Annotated in this window: 12 protein-coding genes and 1 tRNA gene; 11 read left to right on the forward strand and 2 right to left on the reverse strand. The window is 75.8% G+C overall.

Annotated features, from left to right (window positions below; all coding sequences use genetic code 11):
* Window positions 1-28: 28 nt before the first annotated feature.
* The 10 genes from ACUN9U_RS00190 to ACUN9U_RS00235 all read left to right on the forward strand — a co-directional run bounded on the left by ACUN9U_RS00190 (window position 29) and on the right by ACUN9U_RS00235 (window position 8836).
* A complete protein-coding gene (locus tag ACUN9U_RS00190; RefSeq protein WP_445482905.1) occupies window positions 29-1057 on the forward strand; it encodes a Ppx/GppA phosphatase family protein in 1029 nt (342 codons plus the stop codon).
* Window positions 1054-1932 (forward strand): CPBP family glutamic-type intramembrane protease, encoded by an 879-nt coding sequence (locus ACUN9U_RS00195; protein ID WP_445482906.1) that lies wholly within the window; start codon window positions 1054-1056, stop codon window positions 1930-1932. Before ACUN9U_RS00190 ends, ACUN9U_RS00195 begins: the two co-directional genes overlap by 4 nt.
* Before the next feature lie 89 nt (window positions 1933-2021).
* Window positions 2022-2354: a PadR family transcriptional regulator gene (locus ACUN9U_RS00200; RefSeq protein WP_445482907.1), complete on the forward strand. Its 333-nt coding sequence runs from the start codon at window positions 2022-2024 to the stop codon at window positions 2352-2354.
* Complete coding sequence (locus ACUN9U_RS00205) at window positions 2351-3382, forward strand: hypothetical protein (protein WP_445482908.1); 1032 nt, start codon at window positions 2351-2353, stop codon at window positions 3380-3382. Before ACUN9U_RS00200 ends, ACUN9U_RS00205 begins: the two co-directional genes overlap by 4 nt.
* A 90-nt stretch (window positions 3383-3472) precedes the next feature.
* Window positions 3473-4408 (forward strand): uracil-DNA glycosylase, encoded by a 936-nt coding sequence (locus ACUN9U_RS00210; RefSeq protein WP_445482909.1) that lies wholly within the window; start codon window positions 3473-3475, stop codon window positions 4406-4408.
* A 90-nt stretch (window positions 4409-4498) separates the two neighbouring features.
* Window positions 4499-5902 carry an NAD(P)/FAD-dependent oxidoreductase gene (locus ACUN9U_RS00215; protein ID WP_445482910.1) on the forward strand — a complete coding sequence of 468 codons (1404 nt, stop codon included), beginning with the start codon at window positions 4499-4501 and terminating at the stop codon, window positions 5900-5902.
* A 58-nt stretch (window positions 5903-5960) separates the two neighbouring features.
* A tRNA-Leu gene (locus ACUN9U_RS00220) sits at window positions 5961-6034 on the forward strand.
* A 112-nt stretch (window positions 6035-6146) separates the two neighbouring features.
* Window positions 6147-6971 (forward strand): Bax inhibitor-1/YccA family protein, encoded by an 825-nt coding sequence (locus tag ACUN9U_RS00225; protein ID WP_445482911.1) that lies wholly within the window; start codon window positions 6147-6149, stop codon window positions 6969-6971.
* 35 nt (window positions 6972-7006) lie between these two features.
* Entirely contained in the window at window positions 7007-7339 is a 333-nt protein-coding gene (locus tag ACUN9U_RS00230) for a hypothetical protein (RefSeq protein ID WP_445482912.1), read from the forward strand.
* A gap of 81 nt (window positions 7340-7420) precedes the next feature.
* On the forward strand, window positions 7421-8836 hold the full coding sequence (locus tag ACUN9U_RS00235) for a cystathionine beta-synthase (protein WP_445482913.1): 1416 nt from the start codon (window positions 7421-7423) through the stop codon (window positions 8834-8836).
* Window positions 8837-8929: 93 nt separating this feature from the next.
* On the opposite strand, the gene ACUN9U_RS00240 is transcribed toward ACUN9U_RS00235, so the two are convergent.
* Both ACUN9U_RS00240 and yczR read right to left on the reverse strand, forming a co-directional pair.
* Window positions 8930-10531 (reverse strand): helicase HerA-like domain-containing protein, encoded by a 1602-nt coding sequence (locus tag ACUN9U_RS00240; RefSeq protein ID WP_445482914.1) that lies wholly within the window; start codon window positions 10529-10531, stop codon window positions 8930-8932.
* A gap of 49 nt (window positions 10532-10580) precedes the next feature.
* Window positions 10581-12053: a MocR-like transcription factor YczR gene (yczR, locus tag ACUN9U_RS00245; protein WP_445482915.1), complete on the reverse strand. Its 1473-nt coding sequence runs from the start codon at window positions 12051-12053 to the stop codon at window positions 10581-10583.
* 155 nt (window positions 12054-12208) lie between these two features.
* On the opposite strand from yczR, the gene ACUN9U_RS00250 reads away from it, so the two are divergent.
* Window positions 12209-12379, forward strand: a complete 171-nt coding sequence (locus tag ACUN9U_RS00250; protein ID WP_445482916.1) for a hypothetical protein — start codon at window positions 12209-12211, stop codon at window positions 12377-12379.
* Window positions 12380-12443 lie beyond the last annotated feature (64 nt).

A 12443-nucleotide genomic window follows, 5' to 3' on the forward strand; every position in this document is an offset into this window, starting at 1 on the left:
CTAGGGCGGGTCCGGGAGGATGGCGCGCGTGGAAGAGACCCCGGTCCGCGTGGCCGCGATCGACTGCGGCACCAACTCGCTGCGCCTGCTGGTGGCCGACGTGGCGGTCGACGTGGCGGTCGACGGCGCAGCGTCCCACCCGACCCGGCTGGTCGACGTGCTGCGGACCATGGAGGTGGTGCGGCTCGGCCAGGGCGTGGACCGCACGGGCGAGCTCGCGCCCGAGGCGCTGGAGCGGACGCTCGCGGAGACCGCGCGCGTGCGGGAGGCGCTGCTGGAGCACGGCGTGCCGCTGGACGCCGACCACGTGAGGTTCGTGGCGACCTCGGCCAGCCGCGACGCCCGCAACGCCCACCTGCTCGTCGAGGGGGTGCGCGCGCTGCTGGGCGTGCCGCCGGAGGTCATCACGGGTGCGGAGGAGGCGTCGCTGAGCTTCCTCGGCGCGACCGGGGAGCTGCACGGGGAGCACCCCGGCCCGCACCTCGTCTGCGACCTCGGCGGCGGGTCGACCGAGCTGGTGCTCGGCGACCGCGACGTCATCGCTGCGCGGTCCGTGGACGTCGGGTGCGTGCGCCTGCACGAGCGCCACGCCCTGTCCGACCCGCCGACGCCCGCGCAGGTCGACGCGCTGGTGGCCGACGTGCGCGCCGCCCTGGACGTGGCGGCGGCCGAGGTCCCGCTGGAGCGCGCGCGGACCCTGGTCGGCGTCGCGGGCACCGTCACCACCATCGCCGCGCACGCGCAGCGGCTGCCCTCCTACCTGCCCGGGCGCATCCACCGCTCGGCGCTGCCCGTGGCCGAGGTGCTGGCCGCGTGCGACGACCTGGTCGCGATGCCGCGCGAGCAGCGCGCCGCGCTGCCCTTCATGCACCCGGGCCGGGTCGACGTCATCGGCGCGGGCGCGCTGGTCTGGCGGGAGGTGGTGGCGCGGGTGGCCGCCGCGACGGGCATCACGCAGGTGCTGGCCAGCGAGCACGACATCCTCGACGGCACGGCGCTGGCCCTGGCCCGCCGCGCCGCCGCGGCGGCCGGCGGCACGGGCGGGGTGGTCCCGTGAGCGCCGCGGCGCCGGCCGCCGGGCACGGCGGGCGGGCCGGGCGGGCGGGGGAGGCTGCGCCGGACCCGGCGCGCCCCGGTGGTGCGCTGCGGCTGGTGCCCTCGGCGGTGCTCGCCGGCTCCGGTGTGCTGCTGTTCGCCCTGGAGGTGCGCCCGGAGGGCTGGGCGGTGCTGGTCCTGGGGGTGGTGCTGGCGGCACTGGTGGGGCGCCAGGAGCGCTCCTCCTACGGCCGTGACCACCTGCTGGCGGCCACGGGCCTGTGCGTCATGAGCCTGGTGCCGGTCACCACCGACATCTCGTGGGCGCACATGACCACGATGGGCGCGGCGATGGTCGCGGCGGTCGGCGTGCCGTACGCCCTGTCGCGGTGGGCGTTCGGCGACCACGCCATCACCTTCCCCGTGGCCACGGGGCGACGGTGGAACCGCTTCGAGTGGTGGTGGCTGGCGGCCGTCGTCGTCCTGGGGTGGACCGCGCTGCCGTTCTACCTGGTCTCGTCCGGGGTCTACGAGAACTGGCCCGCGGCGCGCACCCCGGACGAGCTGGGCCGGCTGTTCCTGGGCACGAACGCGCTCGGCATCTGGGACGAGCTCTTCTTCATCTGCACGGTGTTCACGCTGCTGCGGCGCCACCACCCCGTGTGGCTGGCCAACCTGCTGCAGGCGGTGCTGTTCACGGCGTTCCTCTACGAGCTGGGGTTCCGCGAGTGGGGGCCGCTGCTGGTCTTCCCCTTCGCGCTCATCCAGGGCCTGACGTTCGCGGTGACGCGGTCGCTCAGCTACGTCGTCGCGGTGCACCTGACCTTCGACGCGATCCTGTTCATGGTGCTCGTGCACGCCCACACCCGGGAGTGGTTCCCGATCTTCCTGTACTGACCCGGGCCCCGGGCCCCGGGCCCCGGGCGCGCGGGTCGCCGGTGTGGCGCTCTGGAAGGTACTGCGGTTCGCGCAGTAGTGTGCGGTGCGTGGACACCACGCAGCTCCTCAAGGGGGTGCTCGACGCGGCTGTGCTCGCCGTGGTCGAGGACGACGACGGCTACGGCTACGACGTCGTGCGGCGCCTCCGCGGCGCCGGTCTGGAGGACGTCGGCGACGCCTCCGTCTACGGCACACTGCGGCGCCTGTACGCCGCCGGCGCGCTGAGCAGCTACGTGGTGCCCTCGGAGGAGGGGCCGCACCGCAAGTACTACGGCATCAACCCCCGCGGCCGGGAGCTGCTCGAGGCGCAGCGCAAGAGCTGGCGCGCGTTCAGCGAGACCGTCGACCACCTGCTCGCACCCCAGGGAGAGCCCCGATGAGCACCACCGCGCCCCTGTCCGCTCCCGGCCTGGGCCCCGCGGCCGAGGAGGCCCGCGGCTACTGCGCCGAGGTCCGCACCGAGCTCGCGGACCTGCCCGCCGACGTGCTCGAGGAGCTCACCGGCGGCCTGGAGGCCGACCTCGCCGAGCTCGCCGCGGAGTCCGCCACCCCGCTGCGCGACCGGCTCGGCAGCCCCCGCTCCTACGCCGACGAGCTGCGCTCGTCCGCTGGGCTGGCGGACCGCACCGCCGGGGCGGCGTCCGCTCGGGCGCGTTCGGGCCTGCGGGAGCGGACGGTCGAGGGCCTCCGCGAGGACCGCCGGCGCGCGGTCGCCTTCCTGCGCGCCCGGCCGTGGTGGCCCGGCGCCGTCGAGCGCGGGGTGCAGCTGCGCCCCGGGTGGTGGGTGCTGCGCGGCGCCGTCGGCGGCTGGGTGCTGGGCTCGGTGCTCGGTGCACAGGGCCTGCTGGCGCTCCTGCTGGTGGTGGGCGCCGCCGCGGCCAGCCTGGAGGTGGGGCGCCGCAGGTGGACCGAGCACTGGCAGCGCCAGCTGCTCGTGGCGGGGAACGTGCTCGCCGTCCTCGTCCTGCCGTTCGCCCTCGCCGTCGTGGCGGCCGGGCCGAGGGAGGTCTACGTGTACCCCAGCTCCACCACCTCCGACGCCTCGCCGGAGGTGTCGCAGGGCGTCTGGTCGGACGGGCAGGTGGTCACGAACATCTACCCCTACGACGCGCAGGGCCAGCCCCTGACCGGCGTGCAGCTGCTCGACGACCAGGGCCGTCCGCTCGTCACGTCGACGGGCGGCGGCGCCGACCGGTCCGGTGGCGAGGCGGCACCCCTGGTGCCGTCCGTGTCGGTGGACGGCGCGCTGCGCTGGAACGCCTACCCGCTGCGGGCGCAGGCGGGTGCCGCGGGTGCGTCGCCGACCACGCCGCCGCTGCCGGAGCAGACGCTGCCGCCCCTGGTCGGTGCCGGTACCGCGACGTCGGCCGAGGCTGCGGCCGCCTCGCCCTCGGCGCCCGCCCCGTAGCCGCAGCGGTCCCCACCGCTTCGTGCCGTCGGAGCGCGGCCCACCCCGGGCGCCCGTGCGGCACCGCGGGCGGGGTGCGAGGGTCGGTCGGTGGTCACCCCCGGACGTCCCAGGCGGCCGCTGCCGCCCCAGCGCCCGGAGCTCCTGCCGCACCCGGTGACGGGTGCGCTGCACCGCTCACCGGTCGAGCCGGGCAGCGGCTGGCCGGAGGACCCGGCGGAGCCGGGCACCCGCGTCACGCGCACGCCAGCGGGCGTGGTGCGCGCCGCGGCGTCCTCGCGGACCCCGGACCAGCTCGACGCGCGGGTCTCGGTCTGCCGGGCCTGCCCGCGCCTGGTCGCCTGGCGCGAGCAGGTCGCAGCGACCGCGCGCCGCGCCTACCTGGGCCAGCCCTACTGGGGCCGCCCGATCGCCGGGTGGGGAGACCCGCACGCACCGCTGCTCGTGGTGGGGCTGGCGCCCGCGGCCCACGGCGGCAACCGCACGGGGCGCGTCTTCACCGGTGACTCCTCCGGTGACTGGATCTTCGCCGCGCTGCACCGCGCGGGCCTGGCGGCGCAGGAGCGCAGCGACCACGCCGGCGACGGCCAGCACCTCACCGGCGTCCGCATCGCCGCCGCAGTCCGCTGCGCCCCGCCCGACAACCTCCCCACCGGTGAGGAGCGCGCCGCCTGCGCGCCCTGGCTCGACAGGGAGGTCCAGCTCGTGCGTCCGCGGGTGCTGCTGGCGCTCGGCGGCATCGCCTGGGACGCCTCCCTGGCCAGCGCGCGCCGGCTGGGGTGGGCGGTGCCGCGGCCGGCGCCCCGCTTCGGCCACGGCGCCCGCGCGAGCCTGGCGCTCCCGGCGGGCCACGACGACGGCGGGCGGGGCGACGTCCAGCTGGTCGGCAGCTACCACGTCAGCCAGCAGAACACCTCCACCGGCCGGCTCACCGAGGCGATGCTCGACGACGCCGTCGGGCTGGCGGCGCGGCTGGCCGGGCTGCCGGAGCAGTCGGGTCGCGCGCGACGCGACGGGCGTGGATGATCTCCTGAGCACCCGGGCGGGTGCCTCCTGACGGCGGAGTCGGGCGGCCCCGTTACCAGTCGTGCCCGGACGTTCCCTAGATTTGACCGCATGACCGCCCCCTCCACCCTGGAGTCCCCCGTGCCCGCCGCGGCCGGACGCCCCCGGATCCTCCTGCTCGGCGGAGGGTTCGTGGGCCTGCTGACGGCGCGCCACCTGCTCAAGCAGCTCAAGCCCGGCGAGGCGCAGGTCGTCGTCGTCGACCCGCGCCCCTACATGACGTACGCGCCGTTCCTGCCCGAGGTGGCCGGGGGCTCCATCGAGTCCCGCCACGTGGTGGTCTCCCTGCGCCAGGCGCTCAAGGGCGCCGACGTGGTCACCGGCACCGTCACCGGCATGGACCCGGCCCGCAAGGTCGCCTTCGTCCAGCCGCAGGAGGGCGAGCAGGTCGAGATCTCCTACGACCAGGTCGTCGTCGGCCTGGGCGCCGTCTCCCGCGTCTTCCCGATCCCCGGGCTCATGGAGCAGGCGATCGGCTTCAAGTCCGTCGAGGAGGCCACCGCCTGCCGCGACCACATCCTGGACCGCCTGGACGCCGCCGCGGTCATGACGGACCCGGCCGCCAAGCGCCGCGCGCTGACCTTCGTCTTCGTCGGGGGCGGCTACGCCGGCATCGAGGCGATGGCCGAGCTGGAGGACCTGGTCCGCGCCGCGGTCAAGGAGCACTCGGGCATCCGCCAGGACGAGATCCACTTCATGGTGGTCGAGGCGCTCGGGCGGATCCTGCCCGAGGTCGGCCCCGAGATGGGCCTGTGGTCGCTGCACCAGCTGCGCGAGCGCGGGATCGACATCCGCCTGGACACGCAGCTGAAGTCCATCGAGGGCGGGCACGCCGTGCTCTCCGACGGCACCGAGTTCGACACCGACACCGTCGTGTGGACCGCGGGCATCAAGTCCAACCCCGTCCTGGCCCACACCGGGCTGCCGCTGGACAAGCTGGGCCGCCTGACCGTCCGCGCCGACCTGCGCGTGGCCGGGGAGGACGGCGTGGTCGAGGGCGCCTGGGGCGCCGGGGACGCCTGCGCGGTGCCCGACCTCACCAAGGAGCCGGGCCAGTTCTGCCCGCCCAACGCCCAGCACGCCGTGCGCGAGGCCAAGGTGCTGGCCGCCAACCTCGTCGCCACGCTGCGCGGGGAGGGCCTGACCGAGTACCGCCACAAGTACATCGGCACCGTGGCCTCCTTCGGCATCGGCAAGGGCGTGGCCAACACCTTCGGCCTGAAGGTCAAGGGCTTCCCGGCGTGGGTCATGCACCGCGCCTACCACCTCTACGCGATGCCCACCCTCGACCGGAAGATCCGCATCGCCCTCGGGTGGGCGGCCTCGGGCATGGGCGTCACCCGCGACATGGTGGCCATCGGCCGCCAGGCGCGCCCGCGCGAGGAGTTCGTGGCCGCCGGCGCCAAGCCGCCGGCCCCGCGGCCGGCCGGCGACCCGGCCCCCAGCAAGGGCTGAGCAGGACGACGACGGCGGGGCCGGTGCGCGCGCACCGGCCCCGCCGTCGTCCCGCTCCGCCCCCGTAGCCCAACCGGCAGAGGCAGGCGCCTTAAAAGCGCCGCAGTGCGGGTTCGAACCCCGCCGGGGGCACCTCGACGGCGTCCACCGGCTGGGCGAGCCGCTGCGCGCGCTCCTTTACCAATCCATTACCATGGACGCAGGAGACCGGCGCTCGCCGGTCCCTGTCCTCGGAAGGACGCGCATGGAGAGCAACAACCCGGCGCTGCGCAACGCGCCGCAGTTCAAGCGCGGTGGGTACGCGGGCTTCGACGCCGCCCCGCGCGGCCGTGCGGGCACCGCCTCGTACGGCCAGCCGTCGCTGGAGGAGATGTACTCCGCGCCGTCGGCGGGCCCCGCCGAGACCGGCCGGATGACCTACGACGACGTCATCATGCGGTCCGGCATGACGCTGGGCACCGTCGTCGTGGTCGGTGGCGTGAGCTACCTGCTCGGCAACCCGCTGCTGATGATCGTCGGCATGCTGGGCGGCCTGGTGCTGGGCCTGGTCAACTCCTTCAAGCGCGAGCCCAGCCCGGCGCTGATCCTGGCCTACGCCGCGCTGCAGGGCCTGTTCATCGGCGGCCTGAGCCGCTTCATCGACACGCAGTACCTCGGTGGCAGCAGCGTCTCGCTGCAGGCGGTCATCGCGACCGTCGCGGTCTTCGCCGTGATGCTCGTGCTGTACCGCAGCGGCGCCGTGCGGGCCACGCCCAAGTTCCGCCGCATCCTCATCGGCGCGGTGCTGGGCTACGCGGTGTTCTGCCTCATCAACTTCGTCTTCGCCATGTTCGGCCAGGGCCTCGGCCTGTGGTCCGGCGGCCTCGGGCTCGTCGTCGGCGCGGTCGGCGCGGTGCTCGCCTCGCTCTCGCTCGTGCTCGACTTCGACTTCATCGAGACCGGCGTGAAGAACGGCATCCCGGCGCGCTACGCCTGGACCGCCGCGTTCGGCCTGACCGTGACGCTGGTGTGGCTGTACATCGAGATGCTGCGCATCCTGTCGATCATCCGCTCCATGGCGGGCGACTGACCGGTAGCCGCCAGCGGCACTGACAGCATGGCGCGGTGACCTCACCGCACGAACGGGCCGAGCGCGAGCTCGGGCGGGTCCTGACCCGCCTGGCGGCGCTCGGCCCGTCCCGTCTGTCCAGGTCCGCCGGCGAGGGCCGGCCCGCTCCGGCCGAGCTCGTGCGCCCCGCGCTGCAGGAGCTCGCGGACGCCGCGGCGGCGGCCGAGGGCCGCGAGCCGCGGTCCGTGCCGGCGCTCGCCGACAGGGCGCTGGGCGACCAGCTGGCCGTCCTGGGCCGCGACCTGCTCACCGCCGCCGCCGCGACCGGCGACGACGCCGCCCTCGTGCGCGCCGCCGACCGCCTGGAGGCCCTGCGCCGCGCGCTCTGAGCGCCTCCCCGGATGGCCGATCCCCCATGATCACGGTGATCGTGGGGGAACGGCCACCCGGCGGGTGGGAGGATGCTGGGCGTGCAGTACGCCGAGAGCATCGTCGACCTGATCGGCGGCACCCCGCTGGTCAAGCTGGGCCGCGTCACCGAGGGGATCGCCGCCACGGTGCTGGCGAAGGTGGAGTACCTCAACCCCGGCGGCTCGGTGAAGGACCGCATCGCCGAGCGGATGATCGAGGCCGCCGAGCGCTCCGGTGAGCTGCAGCCCGGCGGCACCATCGTGGAGCCCACCAGCGGCAACACCGGCGTCGGCCTGGCCCTGGTGGCCCAGCGCAAGGGCTACCGCTGCATCTTCGTGTGCCCCGACAAGGTGGGCGTGGAGAAGCGCGACGTGCTCAGGGCCTACGGCGCCGAGGTGGTGGTGTGCCCCACCGCCGTGGCCCCCGAGAGCCCCGAGAGCTACTACTCGGTCTCCGACCGCCTGGCCCGGGAGACCCCCGGCGGCTGGAAGCCCAACCAGTACGCCAACCCCGAGGGCCCGGCCAGCCACTACGCCTCCACCGGCCCGGAGATCTGGAAGGACACCGACGGCCGCATCACCCACTTCGTGGCGGGCGTCGGCACCGGCGGCACCATCACCGGCACCGGCCGCTACCTCAAGGACGCCAGCCGCGACCGCCTCGCCGAGGACGGCGCGGCCCGCCCCGTCCGCGTGGTCGGCGTGGACCCCGAGGGCTCGGTCTACTCCGGCGGCACCGGCCGCCCCTACCTCGTCGAGGGCGTCGGGGAGGACATGTGGCCCCCGGCCTACGACCCGTCGGTGCCCGACGAGGTGGTCGCCGTCTCCGACGCCGAGGCGTTCGCCATGACCCGGCGCCTGGCCCGCGAGGAGGGCCTGCTCGTGGGCGGCTCGTGCGGCATGGCCGTGGTGGGCGCGCTGCGCGTCGCGAAGGACCTGCCGGCCGACGCCGTCGTCGTCGTCCTCCTGCCCGACTCCGGCCGCGGCTACCTCGGCAAGATCTTCAACGACGCGTGGATGCGCTCCTACGGCTTCGACGTCGACGCGCCCGGCACCGCCGCCGTGGGCGGGGCCACGGCCGGGGACGTGCTGCGCGGCAAGTCCGGGCGCCTGCCCGACCTCGTGCACACCCACCCCACCGAGACCGTGCACGACGCCATCGAGATCCTGCGCGAGTACCAGGTCTCCCAGATGCCCGTGGTGGGCGCTGAGCCGCCGGTCATGGCCGGGGAGGTGTCCGGCTCGGTCACCGAGGAGGGCCTGCTGGAGGCGGTGTTCTCCGGAGCGGCGTCGCTGTCCGACGCGGTGAGCAAGCACATGGCGGCCCCGCTGCCGCTGGTCGGCGCCGGGGAGCCGATCGGCGACCTGCGCGAGAAGCTGCGCAGCGCCCGCGCGGTGCTCGTCGCCGTGGACGGCAAGCCCGCCGGCGTGGTCACCCGCGCCGACCTGCTCGCCTTCCTCGCCCGCCGCCGCTGACGCCCCTCCCCGGACCGCAGCCGGGCGCCCGGCTGCGGTTCCGGCGGGGGTGGGAACCGCAGCCGAGCGCCTGGTTGCGGCTGAGGGAGGGGCCTAGCGCCGGCGGACGCCGAAGATGCTGCGGGTGATCTCGCGGCCCAGCGACGACGCCGCCGACCGCGCGAAGCTGCGGAACGCCGAGGAGCCGAGCACCTGTTCCACCACGGAGCGCTCCTCCGGCTCGGCCCTCCGCCGGGACGGGACCCGGGAGGGCTCGGGGGACGACGGCGAAGGCTCCCGCTGCTGCCCGGCCGCGCGCGGCGGCGCCGCGGTCTTGCGGGTGAGGCGCTCGTAGGCGGAGTCCCTGTCGATCGGCGTGCCGTACTCCGCCTGCAGCGGTGACGCGGCCACGATGCGCTGCTGCTCGGCCTGCGGCGCCGGCGCCATGAGCGACTGCGGGGCGCGCAGCCGCGTCCACGCCACCGGCGTCGGCACGCCGCTCTCCGACAGCACCGTGACCACGGCCTCACCGGTGCCGACGCTGGTGAGCAGCCCTTCCACGTCGTAGTGGTCGCTCCTGGGGTACGTCGAGGCGGTGGCGCGCAGCGCCTTGGCGTCCTCGGGGGTGAAGGCGCGCAGCGCGTGCTGCACCCGGGAGCCGAGCTGCGCGAGCACCTCCCGGGGCAGGTCGGTGGGGCTCTGCGTCACGAAGACCACGCCGACGCCCTTGGAGCGCACCAGCCGCACGGTCTGCGCGACCTGGGCGACGAAGTCCTTGCTGGCGCCGGTGAAGAGCAGGTGCGCCTCGTCGAAGAAGAAGACGAGCCGCGGCTTCTCGAGGTCCCCGACCTCGGGCAGCTCCTCGAAGAGCTCGGCGAGCAGCCACAGCAGGAAGGTGGAGAACAGCGCCGGGCGGCCCTGCACGGCGGGCAGCTCCAGGCAGGAGACGACGCCGCGCTCGCCGCCGCCGGTCCCGTCCTCGGCGGGGACGGTGCGCAGCAGGTCGTGGACGTCCAGCTCCGGCTCGCCGAAGAAGGCGTCGGCTCCGCCGTCGGCGAAGGCGAGCAGCTCGCGCAGGAGCACCCCGGCGGTCTGCTTGCTCAGCCCGCCCAGGCCCTCCAGGTCCGCCTTCCCCTCGGCGGAGACGAGGTGGCTGATGACGGCGCGCAGGTCGGCCAGGTCGAGCAGCGGCAGGCCGGCCCGGTCGGCCCAGTGGAACACCAGCGCCAGGGAGGAGGACTGCACCTCCGACAGGTCGAGCACACGGGCCAGCAGGGCCGGCCCGAAGCTCGTGATGGTCGCGCGCACGGGCACGCCGGTGCCGATGCCGCCCAGGGCGAGCAGCTCGGTGGGGCAGCCGGCGGGCGTCCACCGCTGGCCGACGTCGGCGGCGCGCGACGTCACCCGGTCGGAGGCCTGGCCGGGCAGGGCGATGCCGGACAGGTCGCCCTTGACGTCGGTGAGGAAGGTCGGGACCCCGTGCGCGCTGAGCTGCTCGGCGACCAGCTGCAGCGTCTTGGTCTTGCCGGTGCCGGTGGCGCCGGCCACGAGGCCGTGCCGGTTGAGCACGGACAGCGGCAGCTGGACCGGCGCCTCGGGGTGCGCGGCGCCGTCGACGACGAGCGCGCCGAGGTGCACCGCCGCACCGGAGGTGGCGTAGGCGGCGCGGACGGCGTCGACGAAGGCCGTGGTGCCAGCGGCCTCGGAGGTGCTCACGGCGCGGACGCTAACGCCGCCGTCGCCGTCGTGCCACTGTCGGTGCAGGTCAGACCAGGTGGCGGCGGGGCGCGGCGGGGGACCGCCCGGCGCTGGCGCTGCTGGCCTCGACCAGCAGCTCCACGGCGCGCTGCAGGTCCGCCACCGGGGCGGTGAAGGGCAGCCGCAGCCTGTCGTCGAAGGCGTGGCCCGCGCCGAAGCGGGAGCCGGTGGCCAGCCGCAGGCCCAGCTGCTCGGCGGTGTCGACCAGCACCGAGGACGACGTGCCCGGCGGCAGGTGGACCCACAGGGACTGCCCGCCCGGCGGCACCGGCACCTCCCAGTCGGGCAGGTGCTCGCGCAGGGCCGCCACGAGCGCGTCGCGCTGGGTGCGCAGCTGCACGCGGCGCCGGGCCGCGACGCCGTCGTAGACGTCGAGCAGGGCGCAGGCGGCGAGCTGGTCGACCAGGGAGAAGGACCCGTGGTCGCGGGAGGCCGCCGCGGCGGCGCGGGCGACGACGTCGGGCTCGGCGCGCAGCCACCCGACCCTCACCCCCGCCCACACGGCCTTGCTGATCGAGCCGGCGCTCAGCACCGCGCCCGGCCTGCCGGAGGCGGCCAGGGGCGGCGGCGGCGCCTGCCCGTCCAGCGCCAGGTCGGCGAGGGCCTCGTCGGCGACCACGGCCACCTCCTGCTGCTGCATGGAGACCAGCAGCGAGCGCCGGTCGCCCTCGGACAGGGTGGCCCCGGTGGGGTTGGAGAAGTCCGGGCAGACGTACAGGGCCCGGGCGGAGGTCTGGCGCGCCGCCCGGTGGGCCGCGGTGACGAAGGCGGGGCCCGAGGCGAGGTCGCGGGGCACGGGGACGAGGCGGGCCCGCAGCTCGCGGGCGACGTCGAGGGCGTTGGGCCACACCGGGTGCTCCACCACGAGGCGGTCCCCGGCGCCCAGGACGGCGCGCAGCGCCGCGCTGACGGCACCGCCGGCGCCGCAGGTGACCAGCACCTGCTCGGGGGTGGTGGGCAGGCCCCGGGCGGTGTACCGGTCGGCGACACGGGCGCGCAGCTCGCCCAGGCCGAGGGGGGTGTAGCCGTGGCCGCCGAGGTGGCGGGGCAGCTCGGTGAGCGCCTGGGCGTACGCCTCGGCGACCTCCGGCGGGCCGGGCGGGGCGGCGTAGGACAGGTCGAGCACCCCCTCCCGCGCACTGCCGGGCACCCAGGCGGCGACGACGCCGCTGGTCGCGGGCAGCTGGGTCCACGTGCCCGAGCCCTGGCGGGCGTCGGCCCAGCCGGCCTCCCGCAGGCGGCCGTAGGCGGCTGAGACGGTGACGCGGCTGACGCCGAGGGCGGCGGCGAGGTCGCGCTCGGCGGGCAGGCGCACCCCCACCCCCAGGCGGCCGTCGCTGACCAGGCCCTGGATGCCGCTGGCCAGGCTGGCGTACATCGGCGGGTGCAGGGTGCCGGCGCCGATGAGCTCGGCCAGGCGCGCGGCGGAGGTGCTGCCGGCCTGCCCGACGGTGCTGATCGGCCCGGTGCTCGTCGTCACCAGGCCACTGTCCCACGATTGGCCTGGTCGTGGAAGTGGCGCAGGTCACTCACGGGGGCGTCTAGAGGCCACCGCAGACACGAACGGAGCAGTTCAGGCCACTGTTTCTAGATTGGCCTGGTGCCTTCAGTCCAATAATGCCCGATCATTGATGCATGACGGTCCTCCTGCTGACCCTGACCCTGTCCCTCCTCGCCCTCGGCGCCGTCTACGCCCTCGCCCGCGTCATCGACGCTGACGGCTACGGCGCCCGCCCGGCCCCCCGCAGCCACGACGGCTGGGGCGTCGTGCTGCCCTCCGTCCCCCCGGCCTCGGTCAACCGCTGAGCCCGGCCGGCGGCCCCGAGGCCGCCGGACCCGACGCGCGCTCCAGGCCCTGCACCCGCTGAGG

The sequence above is a fragment of the Quadrisphaera sp. KR29 genome, from assembly GCF_052644995.1.